A 17,151-nucleotide genomic window follows, 5' to 3' on the forward strand; every position below is an offset into this window, starting at 1 on the left:
ACCCGGCCCGCCCGGGCGCCCACACACCACCCACCCCGCCCGCCCGGGCCGCAGCCGCCCCGGCGCCGGGGCCGGCGGTGCGACGGAGCCCGGGTCGGAGGCGGCCCCCCGTCCGGGAGGAGTAGCCGTACGCCGCTCGCGCCGCCTGAGTGGCGGGGCCCGGGGGGTGAGGTGACGCTGCCTGCATGGCCCCTCGTACCGGCAGAATCGCCCCCCTCGCCCTCGCGGCCGCCGCGACCCTGGCGGTCGCGCCGTCGGCCCCGGCGGTGGCCGCCGCGCCCTCGCCCCGGCTCGCGCCCTCCGCCCAACTGGCCCTCGCCTACACGGCGACCGCCAAGTACCACCGGCACGCCACCGCCGTAGCCGCCGGGTACGTGCCCGACCAGTACTGCGTCGTGGACCCGAACGGCGGGCCCGGGGCGCTGGGTTACCCGCACTTCAACCACGCCTACGACGGCTCCGTCGACCCGAAGAAGCCCACCGCCCTGCTCTACGAGGGCGACGGCAAGGGCCACTGGCGTCTGGCGGGGCTCGAATGGATGGTCGTCGACAAGGACGGCCGGCTGGACACCGACGACGACCGCCCCTCCCTCTTCGGCGAGCCCTTCCGGGGGCCGCTGCCCGCCCGCTACAAGGGCCAGAAGGTGCACTACTCGCTGCACCTGTGGCTGTGGAAGGCCAACCCGGCCGGCCGCTTCGAGCCCTTCAACCCGAGGGTCGCCTGCCGTCCCGGCACCACCCGCCCCCGCCCGGTGGCCCCGGCGACGACCCCCTCCCCCGCCGTCACGTCCCCGTAGCGACCCCCGTTCGGCGGCCCGCCGCGTGCACGGCCCGCGCACCGCCGGGATGGTGGACGAAAGCCCCTCCGGGACCCGAACACCAGGAGCTCCCATGCCCGTATCCCGCGGCCTCAAGTCCCTGTCCGCGTGTGCCGTCGCCGCCGCGTCCATCACACTGGCCGCCCTCCCCCCGGCCCACGCCGTGGACGGTCCGGCACCCGACCCGCACGACGCGAAGGCGATGCGCGACATGGCCACGGCGATCGCGGTGACCGCCAAGTACGTGGACGAACGCGAGGCGATCAAGGACGGGTACGTCCCGCACGGCCGGCAGTGCATGACCAACCCCTTCGGGGTGGGGGCCATGGGCTACCACTACGTCAAGGAGGCCAACTGGGGTTCGACGGACCCCGCCAGGCCGACCGCGCTCCTCTACAGCACGGAAAAGGACCGCAACGGCCGCCGCAAGCTCCAGACGGTGGAGTGGATGTCCGCGGACCGGGACCAGGACCTGAAGACCACCGACGACCGGCCGACCATGTTCGGCCTGCCCTTCGACGGGCCCATGCCCGGCCACTGGGAGGGCATGCCCAAGCACTACGACCTGCACATGTGGGCGTACAAGGACAACCCGGCGGGCCGCTTCCACAACTGGAACACGGCCCTCAAGTGCCCCGGCACCACCGCCTCCACCGCGCCCGACCCGAAGCACGCCGCCCACGGTTAGCACCCCGACGCAACGCGGGCCCGGCTCCCCCGAGGGGAGCCGGGCCCGCGGCCTGTGACGGGGTCAGCGCACGAACGTGCTCGCGTGTCCGGCCAGGTCCAGGAAGTACTGCGGCGCCAGGCCCAGTACCAGGGTGACGGCGACGCCGACCGCGATGGTCGTCATCGTCAGCGGCGAGGGCACCGCCACCGTCGGGCCGTCGGCCTTCGGCTCGCTGAAGAACATCAGCACGATCACCCGGATGTAGAAGAACGCGGCGATCGCCGACGAGATGACACCGACGACGACCAGCGCCCCGGCACCGCCCTCCGCGGCCGCCTTGAACACGGCGAACTTCCCGGCGAAGCCGGAGGTCAGCGGGATACCGGCGAAGGCCAGCAGGAACACCGCGAAGACGGCCGCGGTGAGCGGCGAACGCCGCCCCAGGCCCGCCCACTTCGACAGGTGGGTGGCCTCGCCGCCCGCGTCGCGCACCAGCGTGACCACCGCGAACGCGCCGATCGTCACGAAGGAGTAGGCGCCCAGGTAGAAGAGGACGGACTTGACGCCCTCCGCCGACGTGGCGATCACACCGGCCAGGATGAACCCGGCGTGCGCGATCGAGGAGTACGCCAGCAGCCGCTTCACGTCGGTCTGGGTCACGGCGATCACCGCGCCCGCGAGCATCGTGACGATCGCGACGCCCCACATCACCGGCCGCCAGTCCCAGCGCAGCCCGGGCAGGACCACGTAGAGCAGGCGCAGCAGGGCGCCGAAGGCGGCCACCTTGGTCGCGGCGGCCATGAAGCCGGTCACGGGGGTGGGGGCGCCCTGGTAGACGTCCGGGGTCCACATGTGGAAGGGGACCGCGCCGACCTTGAAGAGCAGGCCCATCAGGATGAGTGCGCCGCCGATCAGCAGCAGCGCGTCGTTGCCCATGGTGGCGGCCAGCGCCGGGTCGATGTCGGCGACCGTGCCGTCCACCACGTCCGCGATCGCGGCGTACGAGACGGAGCCCGCGTAGCCGTAGAGCAGGGCGATGCCGAAGAGCAGGAACGCCGAGGAGAAGGCGCCGAGCAGGAAGTACTTGACCGCCGCCTCCTGCGACATCAGCCGCTGGCGGCGGGCGACGGCGCAGAGCAGGTACAGCGGGAGGGAGAAGACCTCCAGGGCGATGAACAGGGTCAGCAGGTCGTCGGCCGCCGGGAAGATCAGCATTCCGGAGATGGCGAACAGGGCCAGCGGGAACACCTCGGTGGTGGTGAACCCGGCCTTGACGGCGGCCTTCTCGCTGTCGCTGCCCGGTACGGACGCGGCCTGGGCGGCGAAGGAGTCCACCCGGTTGCCGTGCGCCTTCGGGTCGAGGCGGCGCTCGGCGAAGGTGAACACGGCCACGATCGAGGCCAGCAGGATGGTGCCCTGGAGGAACAGCGCCGGGCCGTCGACGGCGAGGGCGCCCATCGCCGCGATGTGCGCCTTGGTGCTCCCGTACCCGCCGGCCGCGAGGGCGACGACCGCCGCGAAGGCCGCGGCGAGGGAGGCGACGGCGAGGAACACCTGGACGTAGTAGCGGGAGCGGCGCGGGACGAAGGCCTCGACGAGGACGCCGAGGACGGCCGCCCCCACCACGATCAGCGTGGGCGCGAGCTGCGCGTACTCGATGTGCGGGGCCGGGATCTTGTCGGCCGGTCCGTTGGCCGCCAGCGTCAGCAGGCCCTGGGCAGCAGTCGCGGCGCTCACTTGACCGCCGCCTTCTTGTCGATGTGCTCGGCTTCCACGGCCACCTCAGGCTTGGGGTCCGTCTTCTTCACGTCCGACAGCGTGTGCTGCACCGACGGGTTGACGATGTCGGTGAGCACCTTCGGGTAGACGCCCAGTCCGATCAGCAGCGCGATCAGCGGGGCGACCACCAGCAGCTCCCGCGGGCGCAGGTCCGGCAGGGAGCGGACCTCCTCCTTCACGGGGCCGGTCATGGTCCGCTGGTAGAGGACCAGGGTGTACAGCGCGGCCAGCACGATGCCGATGGTGGCGATGATGCCGACGACCGGGTACCGGGCGAAGGTGCCGACCAGGACCAGGAACTCGCTGACGAAGGGCGCCAGTCCGGGCAGGGACAGGGTGGCGAGGCCGCCGATCAGGAAGGTGCCGGCGAGTACGGGGGCGACCTTCTGGACGCCGCCGTAGTCGGCGATGAGCCGCGAACCGCGCCGGGAGATCAGGAAGCCGGCGACCAGCATCAGCGCCGCCGTCGAGATCCCGTGGTTGACCATGTACAGCGTGGCGCCCGACTGGCCCTGGGAGGTCATCGCGAAGATGCCCAGGATGATGAAGCCGAAGTGCGAGATCGACGCGTACGCGACCAGCCGCTTGATGTCCCGCTGTCCGACCGCGAGCAGCGCGCCGTAGACGATGCTGATCAGGGCCAGGACGAGGATGACCGGGGTGGCCCACTTGCTGGCCTCGGGGAAGAGGCCGAGGCAGAAGCGGAGCATCGCGAAGGTGCCGACCTTGTCGACGACCGCGGTGATCAGGACGGCGACCGGGGCGGTGGCCTCGCCCATGGCGTTGGGCAGCCAGGTGTGCAGCGGCCACAGCGGGGCCTTGACCGCGAAGGCGAAGAAGAAGCCGAGGAAGAGCAGCCGCTCGGTGTTGGCCGCCATGTCGAGGGTGCCCGCGGCGCGGGCGGCGGCGATCTCCTGGAGGGAGAAGTTCCCGGCGACCACGTACAGCCCGATGACGGCGGCCAGCATGATCAGGCCGCCGACCAGGTTGTAGAGGAGGAACTTGACCGCCGCGTACGAGCGCTGGGCGGCGGCGTTCTCGTCGGAGCCCGCGTGAGCCCGGTCCCCGAAGCCGCCGATGAGGAAGTACATCGGGATGAGCATGGCTTCGAAGAAGATGTAGAAGAGGAAGACGTCGGTGGCCTCGAAGGAGATCACCACCATCGCCTCGACCAGCAGGATCAGGGCGAAGAAGCCCTGGGTGGGACGCCAGCGGGAGGAGTTGGTCTCCAGGGGGTCGGCGTCGTTCCAGCCGGCCCCGATCACGAAGGGGATCAGCAGGGCGGTGAGCGCGATGAGCGCCACCCCGATGCCGTCCACGCCCAGTTCGTAGCGGACGCCGAAGTCGGCGATCCAGGCGTGGGACTCGGTGAGCTGGTAGCGGGCGCCGCCGGGTTCGAAGCGGACCGCGACGAGCACGGCCAGGGCGAGCGTCGCCAGCGAGAACAGCAGCGCGAGCCATTTGGCGGCGGTGCGCTGCTTGGCCGGGACGGCGGCGGTGAGGACCGCGCCGACCGCGGGGAGCGCGGCCGTCACCGTCAGAAGCGGGAAGGTCATGTCACACCGCCCTCATCAGCAGGGTCGCGGCGATCAGGATCGCCGTGCCCCCGAACATCGAGACCGCGTAGCTGCGGGCGTAGCCGTTCTGCAGCTTGCGCAGCCGGCCCGAGAGCCCGCCGACCGAGGCGGCCGTGCCGTTGACCACTCCGTCGACCAGGCTGTGGTCGACGTACACGAGCGAGCGGGTCAGGTGCTCTCCGCCGCGCACGAGCACGACGTGGTTGAAGTCGTCCTGGAACAGGTCCCGGCGGGCCGCCCTGGTGAGGAACGAGCCGCGCGGGGCGACGACCGGGACGGGCTTCCTGCCGTACATCGACCAGGCGATGGCGACGCCGACGGCGAGGACCGCCATGGTGGACAGGGTGACCGTCAGGGCGCCGATCGGCGGGTTGCCGTGCTCGTGCCCGGTGACCGGCTCCAGCCAGTTCAGGAAGCGGTCGCCGATCCCGAAGAAGCCGCCCGCGAAGACCGAGCCGAAGGCCAGCACGATCATCGGGATGGTCATGGACTTCGGGGATTCGTGCGGGTGCGGCATCCGACCGGCCTGGTGCTCGGCGGCCGGCTCGGCGCTGGGCGTCTCGTCGGCGTCGGGGGCCGGCTGCCAGCGCTTCTCGCCGAAGAAGGTGAGGAGCATGACGCGGGTCATGTAGAAGGCGGTGATGCCCGCGCCCAGCAAGGCCGCTCCGCCGAGGATCCAGCCCTCGGTGCCGCCCTTCGCGAAGGCCGCCTCGATGATCTTGTCCTTGGAGAAGAAGCCCGACAGGCCCGGGAAGCCGATGATGGCGAGGTAGCCGAGGCCGAAGGTGACGAAGGTGACCGGCATGTAGGTGCGCAGGCCGCCGTACTTGCGCATGTCCACCTCGTCGTTCATCCCGTGCATGACGGAACCCGCGCCGAGGAAGAGGCCGGCCTTGAAGAAGCCGTGCGTCACCAGGTGCATGATCGCGAAGACGTAGCCGATCGGGCCCAGGCCCGCGGCGAGGACCATGTAGCCGATCTGCGACATCGTCGACCCGGCGAGGGCCTTCTTGATGTCGTCCTTGGCGCAACCGACGATCGCACCGAACAGCAGCGTGACCGCGCCGACGACCGTGACCGCCAGCTGGGCGTCGGGCGCCGCGTTGAAGATCGCGCCCGAGCGGACGATCAGGTAGACGCCGGCGGTGACCATGGTCGCCGCGTGGATCAGGGCCGAGACCGGGGTCGGGCCCTCCATCGCGTCACCGAGCCAGGACTGCAGCGGCACCTGGGCCGACTTGCCGCAGGCCGCCAGCAGCAGCATCAGGCCGATCGCCGTCAGCGTGCCCTCCGACGTCTTGCCGACATTGGCCAGGACCGGACCGAAGGCGAAGGTCCCGAAGGTGGTGAACATGATCATGATGGCGATCGACAGGCCCATGTCGCCGACCCGGTTGACCAGGAAGGCCTTCTTCGCGGCGGTGGCCGCGCTGGGCTTGTGCTGCCAGAAGCCGATCAGGAGGTACGAGGCGAGGCCGACGCCCTCCCAGCCGAAGTACAGCAGCAGGTAGTTGTCGGCGAGGACGAGCAGCAGCATCGCCGCGACGAACAGGTTGAGGTAGCCGAAGAAGCGGCGGCGGCGCTCGTCGTGCTCCATGTACCCGATCGAGTACACGTGGATGAGCGTGCCCACCCCGGAGATCAGCAGGACGAAGGTCATCGACAGCTGGTCGAGCTGGAAGGCGAGGTCCGCCTGGAAGCCCTCCACCGGCACCCAGCTGAACAGGTGCTGGTGCAGGGTGCGGTCCTCGGCGCCGCGCCCCAGCAGGCCGGCGAAGAGGACCACGCCGATCCCGAAGGAGACCGCGGCGAGCAGGGTCCCGAGCCAGTGGCCGGCCTTGTCGAGGCGCCGGCCGCCGCACAGCAGCACCGCCGCCCCGAGCAGGGGCGCCGCCACCAGCAGCGCAATCAGATTCTCCACTGTGAAGGCCCCTTACAGCTTCATCAGGCTGGCGTCGTCGACCGAGGCCGAGTGGCGGGTACGGAACAGCGACACGATGATCGCGAGGCCCACCACGACCTCCGCGGCGGCGACGACCATCGTGAAGAACGCGATGATCTGGCCGTCGAGGTTGCCGTGCATCCGGGAGAAGGCCACGAACGCGAGGTTGCAGGCGTTGAGCATCAGCTCGACGCACATGAACAGCACGATCGCGTTCCGCCGGATGAGCACGCCGGCCGCGCCGATGGTGAACAGCAGGGCGGCCAGGTACAGGTAGTTGACCGGATTCACTTCGAGGCCTCCTCACGGGAGTCGCGGCCGAGGCGCTCCGAGGAGCGCTGCTCCAGCGCCTTGAGGTCGTCCAGGGCCTCGCTGGACACGTCGCGGATCTGACCGCGGGCGCGCAGCGTCTTGTTGACGGTCAGCTCGGACGGGGTGCCGTCGGGGAGCAGCCCGGCGACGTCCACGGCGTTGTGCCGGGCGTAGACGCCGGGGGCCGGCAGCGGCGGGACCTGGACGCCCTCGCGGACGCGCTTCTCGGCGAGCTCGCGCTGGGTGGCGGCCCGCTCGGTGCGCTCGCGGTGGGTGAGCACCATCGCGCCGACGGCCGCCGTGATCAGCAGGGCGCCGGTGATCTCGAAGGCGAAGATGTAACGGGTGAAGATCAGCTGGGCCAGGCCCTCGACGTGCCCGGCGGAGTTGACCCGGCCGAGGCCGTTGAAGTGGGTCAGCTTCGCGTTGGCCAGGCCGGCGATCAGCAGGATGCCGAAGCCGAGCCCGCACAGGGCGGCCAGCCAGCGCTGTCCCTTGATGGTCTCCTTCAGCGAGTCCGCCGCCGTGACGCCGACGAGCATGACCACGAAGAGGAACAGCATCATGATGGCGCCGGTGTAGACGACGACCTGGACCACGCCCAGGAAGTACGCCCCGTTGGCGAGGTAGAAGACAGCGAGGACGATCATCGTCCCGGCCAGGCACAGGGCGCTGTGCACGGCCTTCTTCATCAGGATCGTGCACAGCGCGCCGACGACGGCGACCGTGCCCAGCACCCAGAACTGGAGGGCCTCGCCGGTGGAGGTCGTGGTGGCGGCGGCCGCGATGGCGCTCATGCCCCGACCCCCTCGGCCGAAGCGCCGTTGTCCGCGCCGTTCCCGGCCGGGACCTCGCCCTTGGAGACCGCCACCTGCCGCTCGGTCCCGGGCGCGGCGCCCGTCACCAGGCCCCGGTAGTAGTCCTGCTCGTCCATGCCCGGGAAGATCGAGTGCGGGGAGTCGACCATGCCCTCGGTCAGCCCCGCGAGGAGCTGCTCCTTGGTGTAGATCAGCGACTCACGGCTGGCGTCGGCGAGTTCGAACTCGTTCGTCATCGTCAGCGCCCGGGTGGGGCAGGCCTCGATGCAGAGCCCGCACAGGATGCAGCGGGCGTAGTTGATCTGGTAGACCCGCCCGTACCGCTCGCCCGGGGAGTAGCGCTCCTCCTCGGTGTTGTCCGCGCCCTCCACGTAGATCGCGTCGGCGGGACAGGCCCAGGCGCACAGCTCGCACCCGATGCACTTCTCCAGACCGTCGGGGTGCCGGTTGAGCTGGTGCCGGCCGTGGAAGCGCGGAGCGGTGGTCTTCTGCTGCTCCGGGTACTGCTCGGTGAGGCGCTTCTTGAACATGGCCTTGAAGGTCACGCCGAAGCCGGCCACCGGGTTCTGCCACTTTTCGGACTTCTCGTCAGACACGTCTCAACCCTCCTCTCGGTCACTGTCAGTATTCGTCCCGCCACTGACAATCAGCTCCCGCTCCGCGCGGGGCCGCCTGCGCGGTACGGGTGCCAGGTGCTGGCCGGGCTTGGGCGGTACGGGGAAACCGCCCGCCATCGGGTCGAAGGGCTCGGCGGCCGCGGCCTTCCCGGCCTGCTCGGCCGCCGTCTTCTCCCGCTTGTCGCGGAAGTGGTCGGCGACGGAGGTCAGCAGCAGGATCGTCACGACGGCACCGCCGACGTAGAGCACGATCTCGGAGAAGTCGTAGCGCTCGTTGCGCAGCGCCCGGACGGTGGCGACCAGCATCAGCCAGACCACGGAGACCGGGATCAGCACCTTCCAGCCGAGCTTCATCAGCTGGTCGTAGCGCACGCGCGGCAGCGTGCCGCGCAGCCAGATGAAGAAGAACAGCAGCAGCTGCACCTTGATGACGAACCAGAGCATCGGCCACCAGCCGTGGTTCGCGCCCTCCCAGTACGTGGAGATCGGCGCCGGCGCCCGCCAGCCGCCCAGGAAGAGGGTGACCGAGACCGCCGAGACGGTGACCATGTTGACGTACTCGGCCAGCATGAACAGCGCGAACTTGATGGAGGAGTACTCGGTGTTGAAGCCGCCGACGAGGTCGCCCTCGGACTCCGGCATGTCGAAGGGGGCGCGGTTGGTCTCGCCGACCATCGTGATCACGTAGATGATGAACGACACCGGCAGCAGCACGATGTACCAGCGGTCCGCCTGCGCCTCCACGATCGCCGAGGTCGACATCGACCCGGAGTAGAGGAAGACCGAGGCGAAGGCCGCGCCCATCGCGATCTCGTACGAGATCATCTGCGCGCAGGAGCGCAGGCCGCCGAGGAGCGGGTACGTGGAGCCGGAGGACCAGCCCGCGAGCACGATCCCGTAGATGCCGACCGAGGCCACCGCGAGGACGTACAGCATCGCGATGGGCAGGTCGGTCAGCTGCATCGTGGTGCGCTGGCCGAAGATGGAGACCTCGTTGCCGGACGGGCCGAACGGGATCACCGCGATGGCCATGAACGCCGGGATCGCCGCGATGATCGGCGCCAGGACGTACACCACCTTGTCGGCCCGCTTGACGATGACGTCTTCCTTCAGCATCAGCTTCACGCCGTCGGCGAGCGACTGGAGCATGCCCCAGGGCCCGTGCCGGTTGGGGCCGATGCGCAGCTGCATCCAGGCGACGACCTTGCGCTCCCACACGATGGAGAACAGCACGGTCACCATCAGGAAGGCGAAGCAGAACACCGCCTTCAGCAGGACGAGCCACCAGACGTCCCTGCCGAACAGGGACAGGTCCTCTGCGGCGAGGACGTGCGGCTGCTGCGCCGCGATGTGGGCGAGGCTGGTCACGCCAGCACCTCCTTGGCGGGGGCGGCCGGAGCCGGCGCCGGTCCGATGCGGACGAGGGTGCCGGGCAGGGCGCCGGTGTCGGCGAGGACGCCGGAGCCGGTGGAGTTCAGGGGGAGCCACACGACCCGGTCGGGCATCTCGGTGATCCGCAGCGGGAGTTCCACCGAGCCGGCCGGACCGGTGACGGCGAGGACGTCGCCGTCCTTGACGCCGGTCTCGGAGGCCGTCGCCGCCGAGAGGCGGGCCGCGGCCTCGTGCCGGGTCCCGGCCAGGGCCTCGTCGCCCTCCTGGAGCCGGCCCAGGTCCAGCAGCAGCCGGTGCCCGGCGAGTACGGCCTCGCCCGCGCCGGGCCGGGGCAGCGCCACCGTGTCGGTGGACCGCTCGGGGGCGAGGTCGCCCTCCCACGGGCCGAGCCGCTCCAGCTCCCGCCGTACGGCGTGCACGTCGGGCAGGCCGATCGGCCGGCCGGCGGCGTCGGCCAGCATGTGCAGCACGCGGGCGTCGGCCGGGGCGAGCCGGCGGGTCATCTGGTCGGGCTTGAGGGCGGCCTCGAACGGCCGGACCCGGCCCTCCCAGTTGATGAACGTGCCCGCCTTCTCCGCGACGGCCGCGACCGGCAGGACCACGTCCGCGTGGTCGGTGACCTCGCCGGGCCGCAGCTCCAGGGAGACCACGAAGGCCTCCTTGAGCGCGGTACGGGCCCGCGCCGGGTCCGGCAGGTCGCCGACCTCGACGCCCGCGACCAGCAGCGCGGCCAGCTCGCTGGTCGCCGCGGCCTCGACGATCTGCCCGGTGTCGCGGCCGTAGCGGTGCGGCAGCGCCTCCAGCCCCCAGGCGGCGGAGACCTCGTCGCGGGCCCGCGGGTCGGTGGCCGGGCGGCCGCCCGGCAGCAGCGACGGCAGCGCGCCCGCTTCGATCGCGGCCCGCTCCCCGGCCCGGCGCGGGATCCACACCAGCCGGGCCCCGGTCGCGGTGGCCGCCCGTACGGCGGCGGTCAGCGCGCCGGGCACCCCGGCGAGCCGCTCCCCGACCACGATCACGGCGCCCGGCCTGCGCAGCGCCTCGGCGGCGTCGGAGCCGCCCGCCTCCAGCCCGGTGCGGGAGGCGAGGGCGTCCAGCCACTCGGGCTCGGTGCCGGGGGCGGCCGCCAGCAGGGTGCCGCCCGCCTTGGTCAGGCCCCGGGTGGCGAACGGTGCGAGCGCGTACGTCTTCTGGCCCCGCTTGCGGTGGGCCTTGCGCAGCCGCAGGAAGACCCCGGGGGCCTCCTCCTCGGCCTCGATGCCCACCAGCAGGACGGCCGGGGCCGCCTCCAGGGAGGCGTACGTGACGCCCGTGCCGTCGAGGTCCTTGCCGGTGCCGGCCACCGAGGCGGCCAGGAACTCGGTCTCCTCCGCGCTGTGCACCCGGGCCCGGAAGTCGATGTCGTTGGTGTCGAGCACCACCCGGGCGAACTTGGCGTACGCGTAGGCGTCCTCGACGGTCAGCCTTCCGCCGGTCAGGACCCCGGCCCGGCCGCGCGCGGCGGTGAGCCCGGCGGCCGCGGCCTCCAGGGCCTCGGGCCAGCTCGCGGGTGCGAGGACCCCGTCCGCCCCGCGCACCAGCGGGGTGGTCAGCCGGTCCGGGCGCTGCGCGTAACGGAACGCGAAGCGGCCCTTGTCGCAGATCCACTCCTCGTTGACCTCGGGGTCCTCGGCGGCGAGCCGGCGCATCACCTTGCCGCGCCGGTGGTCGGTCCGGGTCGCGCAGCCGCCCGCGCAGTGCTCGCACACGCTCGGGGAGGAGACCAGGTCGAAGGGGCGGGAGCGGAACCGGTAGGCGGCCGAGGTGAGGGCGCCGACGGGGCAGATCTGGATGGTGTTGCCGGAGAAGTACGACTCGAACGGGTCGCCCTCGCCGGTGCCGACCTGCTGGAGCGCGCCGCGCTCGACCAGTTCGATCATCGGGTCGCCGGCGACCTGGTTGGAGAAGCGGGTGCAGCGCGCGCACAGCACGCACCGCTCGCGGTCCAGCAGCACCTGCGTGGAGATCGCGACGGGCTTCTCGTACGTCCGCTTGTGTCCCTCGAACCGGGATTCGGCGTTGCCGTGCGACATCGCCTGGTTCTGCAGCGGGCACTCGCCGCCCTTGTCGCAGACGGGGCAGTCCAGCGGGTGGTTGATGAGCAGCAGCTCCATCACCCCGCGCTGGGCCTTGTCGGCGACCTCGGAGGTCAGCTGGGTGCGGACGACCATGCCGTCGGTGCAGGTGATGGTGCAGGAGGCCATCGGCTTGCGCTGGCCCTCGACCTCGACGATGCACTGGCGGCAGGCGCCGGCCGGGTCGAGGAGGGGGTGGTCGCAGAACCGGGGGATCTCGATGCCGAGCTGTTCGGCGGCCCGGATGACGAGGGTTCCCTTGGGCACGGAGAGTTCGGCGCCGTCGATGGTCAGGGAGACCAGGTCGTCGGCGGGCCGTGCCGGCTTCGCCGCCTCGCCGCCGCCCGCCGGGGCGTTGGTGCTGACGGTCATGCGTTCACCTCGGAGTTCTCGATGGGACCGTCAGCCCAGAGGGTCGACTTCCTCGGGTCGAAGGGACAGCCCTTTCCGGTGATGTGCTGCTCGTACTCAGCGCGGAAGTACTTGAGCGAGGAGAAGATCGGGCTGGCCGCGCCGTCGCCGAGCGCGCAGAAGGACTTGCCGTTGATGTTGTCGGCGATGTCGTTCAGCTTGTCGAGGTCCGCCATGACGCCCTTGCCGGCCTCGATGTCGCGCAGCAGCTGGACCAGCCAGTACGTGCCCTCGCGGCAGGGGGTGCACTTGCCGCAGGACTCGTGGGCGTAGAACTCGGTCCAGCGGGTGACGGCGCGCACCACGCAGGTGGTCTCGTCGAAGCACTGGAGGGCCTTGGTGCCGAGCATGGAGCCGGCCGCGCCGACGCCCTCGTAGTCGAGCGGGACGTCGAGGTGCTCGTCGGTGAACATGGGGGTGGAGGAGCCGCCGGGGGTCCAGAACTTCAGCCGGTGCCCGGGGCGCATGCCGCCGCTCATGTCGAGGAGCTGGCGCAGGGTGATGCCGAGGGGGGCCTCGTACTGGCCGGGGCCGGCGACGTGCCCGGAGAGGGAGTAGAGGGTGAAGCCGGGGGACTTCTCCGTCCCCATCGCCTTGAACCAGTCCTTGCCCTTGTTGAGGATCGCGGGAACCGAGGCGATGGACTCGACGTTGTTGACGACAGTGGGGCAGGCGTAGAGGCCCTCGACGGCGGGGAAGGGGGGACGCAGCCGGGGCTGACCGCGCCGGCCTTCGAGGGAGTCGAGCAGTGCCGTCTCCTCGCCGCAGATGTACGCGCCCGCTCCCGCGTGCACGGTGATGTCGAGGTTGCGTCCGCTGCCGTCGATGTCCTTGCCGAGGTATCCGGCCGCGTACGCCTCGCGCACGGCCTCGTGCAGGCGCCGCAGTACGGGGACCGTCTCGCCGCGCAGGTAGATGAAGGCGTGCTCCGAACGGATCGCGTAGCAGGCGATGATCATTCCCTCGATGAGGGAGTGCGGGTTGGCGAAGAGAAGGGGGATGTCCTTGCAGGTTCCCGGTTCCGACTCGTCCGCGTTCACGACGAGGTAGTGCGGCTTGCCGTCGCCCTGGGGGATGAACTGCCACTTCATTCCGGTGGGGAAGCCCGCGCCGCCGCGTCCGCGCAGTCCCGAGTCCTTGACGTAGGCGATCACCTCGTCCGGGGTCATCGCGAGTGCCTTGCGCAGGCCCTCGTAGCCGTCGTGGCGCCGGTAGGTCTCCAGCGTCCACGACTCGGGCTCGTCCCAGAACGCCGACAGGACGGGTGCGAGCAGCTTCTCCGGGCTCGTGCCGTTCTTTTCGAGTTCCGTCGACACTGACATCACTCCCCTCCCTCGGTACCGGTCTCGGCGCGCGGGCGGACGACCGGGGCGTGCGGGGATTCGCCGCGGGCGATGCGCAGGCCGATCAGTGAGGCGGGGCCCGCTCCGCCGCTCGCCTCGACGGCGCCCTCGCGCTCGTCGGGGAAGCCCGCCAGGATCCGGGCGGTCTCCTTGTACGTGCACAGCGGCGCGCCCCGGGTCGGCTCGACGGGGCGGCCGGCGAGCAGGTCGTCGACGAGGGCCTTGGCGGATTCGGGGGTCTGGTTGTCGAAGAACTCCCAGTTGACCATCACCACGGGGGCGTAGTCGCAGGCCGCGTTGCACTCGATGTGCTCCAGCGTCACCTTGCCGTCGGGGGTGGTCTCGTTGTTGCCGACCCCGAGGTGCTGCTTGAGCTCGTCGAAGATGGCGTCGCCGCCCATCACCGCGCACAGGGTGTTGGTGCAGACGCCGACCTGGTAGTCGCCGGAGGGCTTGCGCCGGTACATCGTGTAGAAGGTGGCGACGGCGGTGACCTCGGCGGTGGTCAGGCCGAGCACCTCGGCGCAGAAGCGGATGCCGGTGCGGGAGACGTAGCCCTCCTCGGACTGCGTCAGGTGCAGCAGCGGCAGCAGCGCGGAGCGGCTGTCGGGGTAGCGGGCGATGACCTCCTGTGCGTCCGCTTCCAGCCGGGCGCGTACCTCGGCGGGGAAGTCGGGGGCGGGGAGCTGCGGCATCCCGAGGCTGACGCCCGTATTCACTGCATCGGCCGTCATCGGTCGACGCCTCCCATCACGGGGTCGATGGAGGCGACGGCGACGATGACGTCGGCGACCTGGCCGCCCTCGCACATCGCCGCCATGGCCTGCAGGTTGGTGAAGGACGGGTCGCGGAAGTGGACCCGGTAGGGGCGGGTGCCGCCGTCGGAGACCACGTGGACGCCGAGCTCTCCCTTGGGGGACTCGACGGCCGCGTACGCCTGCCCGGCGGGGACCCGGAAGCCCTCGGTCACCAGCTTGAAGTGGTGGATGAGGGCCTCCATGGAGGTGCCCATGATGTTCTTGATGTGGTCGAGGGAGTTGCCGAGGCCGTCGGGGCCCAGAGCGAGCTGCGCCGGCCAGGCGATCTTCTTGTCGGCGACCATCACCGGGCCCGGCTCCAGCCGGTCCAGGCACTGCTCGACGATCCGCAGCGACTGGCGCATCTCCTCCAGGCGGATCAGGAACCGCCCGTAGGAGTCGCAGCTCTCGGTGGTGGGGACGTCGAACTCGTAGGTGTCGTAGCCGCAGTACGGGTCGGTCTTGCGCAGGTCGTGCGGCAGGCCGGCCGAGCGCAGGATCGGTCCTGTGGCGCCGAGGGCCATGCAGCCGGCGAGGTCGAGGTAGCCGACGTCCTGCATGCGGGCCTTGAAGATGGGGTTGCCGGTGGCGAGCTTGTCGTACTCCGGCAGGTTCTTCTTCATCGTCTTGACGAACTCGCGCAGCTGGTCGACCGCGCCGGGGGGCAGGTCCTGGGCGAGGCCGCCGGGGCGGACGAAGGCGTGGTTCATGCGCAGGCCGGTGATCAGCTCGAAGACGTCGAGGATGAGCTCGCGGTCCCGGAAGCCGTAGATCATGATCGTGGTCGCGCCGAGTTCCATGCCGCCGGTGGCGATGCACACCAGGTGGGAGGAGAGCCGGTTGAGCTCCATCAGCAGGACGCGGATGACGGTGGCCCGGTCGGGGATCTGGTCGGTGATGCCGAGGAGCTTCTCCACACCGAGGCAGTACGCCGTCTCGTTGAAGAACGGCGTCAGGTAGTCCATGCGCGTGACGAAGGTGGTGCCCTGCGTCCAGTTGCGGAATTCGAGGTTCTTCTCGATGCCGGTGTGCAGGTAGCCGATGCCGCAGCGGGCCTCGGTGACCGTCTCGCCGTCGATCTCCAGGATCAGGCGGAGCACCCCGTGGGTGGAGGGGTGCTGGGGTCCCATGTTGACGACGATGCGCTCGTCGTCCGCCTTGGCCGCGGACTGGACGATCTCGTCCCAGTCGCCGCCGGTGACGGTGTAGACGGTGCCTTCGGTGGTCTCGCGGGAGGCCGCGGGGTCGGCGGCGTTCGGGGTGTGGGACATCAGCTGTACGACCTCCGCTGGTCGGGAGCCGGGATCTGGGCGCCCTTGTACTCGATGGGGATGCCGCCGAGCGGGTAGTCCTTGCGCTGCGGGAAGCCCTGCCAGTCGTCCGGCATCATGATCCGCGTGAGGGCCGGGTGGCCGTCGAAGACCAGGCCGAAGAAGTCGTACGCCTCGCGCTCGTGCCAGTCGTTCGTCGGGTAGACGGAGACGAGCGAGGGCAGGTGCGGGTCGCCGTCGGGCACCGACACCTCCAGCCGGATGATCCGGCCGTGGGTGAGGGAGCGCAGGTGGTAGACGGCGTGCAGCTCGCGGCCCTTGTCGTCGGGGAAGTGCACCCCCGAGACGCCGGTGCAGAGCTCGAAGCGCAGCGCCGGGTCGTCGCGCAGGGTGGAGGCCACCCGCAGGAGGTGCTCGCGCGCGATGTGGAGGGTCATCTCGCCCCGGTCGACGACGACCTTCTCGATCGCGTTCTCCGGGAGCAGGTCCTGCTCCTCCAGGGCGCCCTCCAGCTCGTCGGCGACCTCGTCGAAGTAGGAACCGTAGGGGCGGGAGCTGGCGCCGGGCAGGGCCACGGTGCGGACCAGGCCGCCGTAGCCGCTGGTGTCGCCGCCGTTCCGGGCGCCGAACATGCCCTTGCGCACGCCGATCACCTCGGGCCCGGTGGCGGCCGCCCGGGGTGCGGGGACGTTGTTGCCGTTGCCGTTCTCCACGGCGGGTTCGTCGCTCACCGCAGGAGCCCCTTCATCTCGATGGTGGGGAGGGCCTTGAGGGCCGCCTCCTCCGCCTCGCGCGCCGCTTCTTCCCGGTTCACGCCGAGCTTGGAGCCCTGGATCTTCTGGTGGAGCTTGAGGATCGCGTCCATCAGCATCTCGGGGCGGGGCGGGCAGCCGGGGAGGTAGATGTCCACCGGGACGATGTGGTCGACGCCCTGGACGATCGCGTAGTTGTTGAACATTCCGCCCGAAGAGGCGCATACCCCCATGGAGATGACCCACTTGGGAGCGGGCATCTGGTCGTACACCTGCCGCAGCACCGGCGCCATCTTCTGGCTGACCCGGCCGGCCACGATCATCAGGTCGGCCTGGCGCGGGGAGCCGCGGAAGACCTCCATGCCGAAGCGGGCGAGGTCGTAGCGGCCGGCGCCGGTGGTCATCATCTCGATGGCGCAGCACGCGAGGCCGAAGGTGGCCGGGAAGACGGATGCCTTGCGCACCCAGCCCGCGGCCTGTTCGACGGTGGTCAGCAGGAAGCCGCTCGGCAGCTTCTCTTCCAGTCCCATGGAAAATTCAG

The 17,151-nt window shown here is 70.8% G+C and carries 15 protein-coding genes; 2 read left to right on the top strand and 13 right to left on the bottom strand.

The genetic code is table 11. The features are described from left to right. Positions 1 to 185 precede the first annotated feature (185 nt). Together AB0F18_RS14250 and AB0F18_RS14255 are read left to right on the top strand one after the other, a co-directional pair. Positions 186 to 797 (top strand): hypothetical protein, encoded by a 612-nt coding sequence (locus AB0F18_RS14250; protein ID WP_362059295.1) that lies wholly within the window; start codon positions 186 to 188, stop codon positions 795 to 797. A 94-nt stretch (positions 798 to 891) separates the two neighbouring features. After that, positions 892 to 1,506: a hypothetical protein gene (locus AB0F18_RS14255; RefSeq protein ID WP_362059298.1), complete on the top strand. Its 615-nt coding sequence runs from the start codon at positions 892 to 894 to the stop codon at positions 1,504 to 1,506. Positions 1,507 to 1,569: 63 nt separating this feature from the next. Here AB0F18_RS14255 and nuoN read toward each other — a convergent pair whose 3' ends face one another. From nuoN to AB0F18_RS14320, 13 genes are read right to left on the bottom strand one after another with little or no spacing between them, the layout of a single operon-like run. Then, positions 1,570 to 3,225, bottom strand: coding sequence for an NADH-quinone oxidoreductase subunit NuoN (gene nuoN / locus AB0F18_RS14260; protein WP_362059301.1), 1,656 nt, complete (start codon positions 3,223 to 3,225; stop codon positions 1,570 to 1,572). Further along, positions 3,222 to 4,823 (bottom strand): NADH-quinone oxidoreductase subunit M, encoded by a 1,602-nt coding sequence (locus tag AB0F18_RS14265; protein WP_362059304.1) that lies wholly within the window; start codon positions 4,821 to 4,823, stop codon positions 3,222 to 3,224. The genes nuoN and AB0F18_RS14265 overlap by 4 nt, the downstream gene beginning before the upstream one ends. A gap of 1 nt (position 4,824) precedes the next feature. Further along, a complete protein-coding gene (gene nuoL / locus AB0F18_RS14270; protein WP_362059307.1) occupies positions 4,825 to 6,765 on the bottom strand; it encodes an NADH-quinone oxidoreductase subunit L in 1,941 nt (646 codons plus the stop codon). Positions 6,766 to 6,777: 12 nt separating this feature from the next. After that, positions 6,778 to 7,077 (bottom strand): NADH-quinone oxidoreductase subunit NuoK, encoded by a 300-nt coding sequence (nuoK, locus tag AB0F18_RS14275; protein ID WP_045946785.1) that lies wholly within the window; start codon positions 7,075 to 7,077, stop codon positions 6,778 to 6,780. Continuing rightward, a complete protein-coding gene (locus AB0F18_RS14280) occupies positions 7,074 to 7,895 on the bottom strand; it encodes an NADH-quinone oxidoreductase subunit J (protein WP_362059310.1) in 822 nt (273 codons plus the stop codon). Before AB0F18_RS14280 ends, nuoK begins: the two co-directional genes overlap by 4 nt. Then, complete coding sequence (gene nuoI / locus AB0F18_RS14285; RefSeq protein ID WP_362059313.1) at positions 7,892 to 8,512, bottom strand: NADH-quinone oxidoreductase subunit NuoI; 621 nt, start codon at positions 8,510 to 8,512, stop codon at positions 7,892 to 7,894. Before nuoI ends, AB0F18_RS14280 begins: the two co-directional genes overlap by 4 nt. A gap of 3 nt (positions 8,513 to 8,515) precedes the next feature. After that, positions 8,516 to 9,901 carry an NADH-quinone oxidoreductase subunit NuoH gene (nuoH, locus tag AB0F18_RS14290; protein ID WP_362059316.1) on the bottom strand — a complete coding sequence of 462 codons (1,386 nt, stop codon included), beginning with the start codon at positions 9,899 to 9,901 and terminating at the stop codon, positions 8,516 to 8,518. Continuing rightward, entirely contained in the window at positions 9,898 to 12,408 is a 2,511-nt protein-coding gene (locus AB0F18_RS14295) for an NADH-quinone oxidoreductase subunit G (RefSeq protein ID WP_362059319.1), read from the bottom strand. Before AB0F18_RS14295 ends, nuoH begins: the two co-directional genes overlap by 4 nt. Beyond that, positions 12,405 to 13,769 (bottom strand): NADH-quinone oxidoreductase subunit NuoF, encoded by a 1,365-nt coding sequence (gene nuoF, locus AB0F18_RS14300; RefSeq protein ID WP_362059322.1) that lies wholly within the window; start codon positions 13,767 to 13,769, stop codon positions 12,405 to 12,407. Before nuoF ends, AB0F18_RS14295 begins: the two co-directional genes overlap by 4 nt. Next, complete coding sequence (gene nuoE, locus AB0F18_RS14305; RefSeq protein ID WP_362059325.1) at positions 13,769 to 14,524, bottom strand: NADH-quinone oxidoreductase subunit NuoE; 756 nt, start codon at positions 14,522 to 14,524, stop codon at positions 13,769 to 13,771. The genes nuoF and nuoE overlap by 1 nt, the downstream gene beginning before the upstream one ends. Continuing rightward, entirely contained in the window at positions 14,521 to 15,858 is a 1,338-nt protein-coding gene (locus tag AB0F18_RS14310; protein ID WP_362059328.1) for an NADH-quinone oxidoreductase subunit D, read from the bottom strand. Before AB0F18_RS14310 ends, nuoE begins: the two co-directional genes overlap by 4 nt. Next, complete coding sequence (locus AB0F18_RS14315) at positions 15,858 to 16,589, bottom strand: NADH-quinone oxidoreductase subunit C (RefSeq protein WP_362059330.1); 732 nt, start codon at positions 16,587 to 16,589, stop codon at positions 15,858 to 15,860. The genes AB0F18_RS14310 and AB0F18_RS14315 overlap by 1 nt, the downstream gene beginning before the upstream one ends. Continuing rightward, positions 16,586 to 17,140 (bottom strand): NADH-quinone oxidoreductase subunit B, encoded by a 555-nt coding sequence (locus AB0F18_RS14320; protein ID WP_045946776.1) that lies wholly within the window; start codon positions 17,138 to 17,140, stop codon positions 16,586 to 16,588. Before AB0F18_RS14320 ends, AB0F18_RS14315 begins: the two co-directional genes overlap by 4 nt. Between the last annotated feature and the right edge of the window lie 11 nt (positions 17,141 to 17,151).

Origin of the sequence: Streptomyces sp. NPDC029216, assembly GCF_040648015.1 — a bacterium.
GTDB lineage: Bacteria > Actinomycetota > Actinomycetes > Streptomycetales > Streptomycetaceae > Streptomyces.

Excerpts from the sequence above, each read along its gene's own strand:
- nuoF (WP_362059322.1), bottom strand. The coding sequence starts at position 13,769 with ATGTCAGTGTCGACGGAACTCGAAAAGAACGGCACGAGCCCGGAGAAG.
- AB0F18_RS14255 (WP_362059298.1), top strand. The coding sequence starts at position 892 with ATGCCCGTATCCCGCGGCCTCAAGTCCCTGTCCGCGTGTGCCGTCGCC.
- AB0F18_RS14265 (WP_362059304.1), bottom strand. The coding sequence starts at position 4,823 with ATGACCTTCCCGCTTCTGACGGTGACGGCCGCGCTCCCCGCGGTCGGC.
- AB0F18_RS14320 (WP_045946776.1), bottom strand. The coding sequence starts at position 17,140 with ATGGGACTGGAAGAGAAGCTGCCGAGCGGCTTCCTGCTGACCACCGTC.
- AB0F18_RS14295 (WP_362059319.1), bottom strand. The coding sequence starts at position 12,408 with ATGACCGTCAGCACCAACGCCCCGGCGGGCGGCGGCGAGGCGGCGAAG.
- AB0F18_RS14280 (WP_362059310.1), bottom strand. The coding sequence starts at position 7,895 with ATGAGCGCCATCGCGGCCGCCGCCACCACGACCTCCACCGGCGAGGCC.
- nuoE (WP_362059325.1), bottom strand. The coding sequence starts at position 14,524 with ATGACGGCCGATGCAGTGAATACGGGCGTCAGCCTCGGGATGCCGCAG.
- AB0F18_RS14310 (WP_362059328.1), bottom strand. The coding sequence starts at position 15,858 with ATGTCCCACACCCCGAACGCCGCCGACCCCGCGGCCTCCCGCGAGACC.
- AB0F18_RS14250 (WP_362059295.1), top strand. The coding sequence starts at position 186 with ATGGCCCCTCGTACCGGCAGAATCGCCCCCCTCGCCCTCGCGGCCGCC.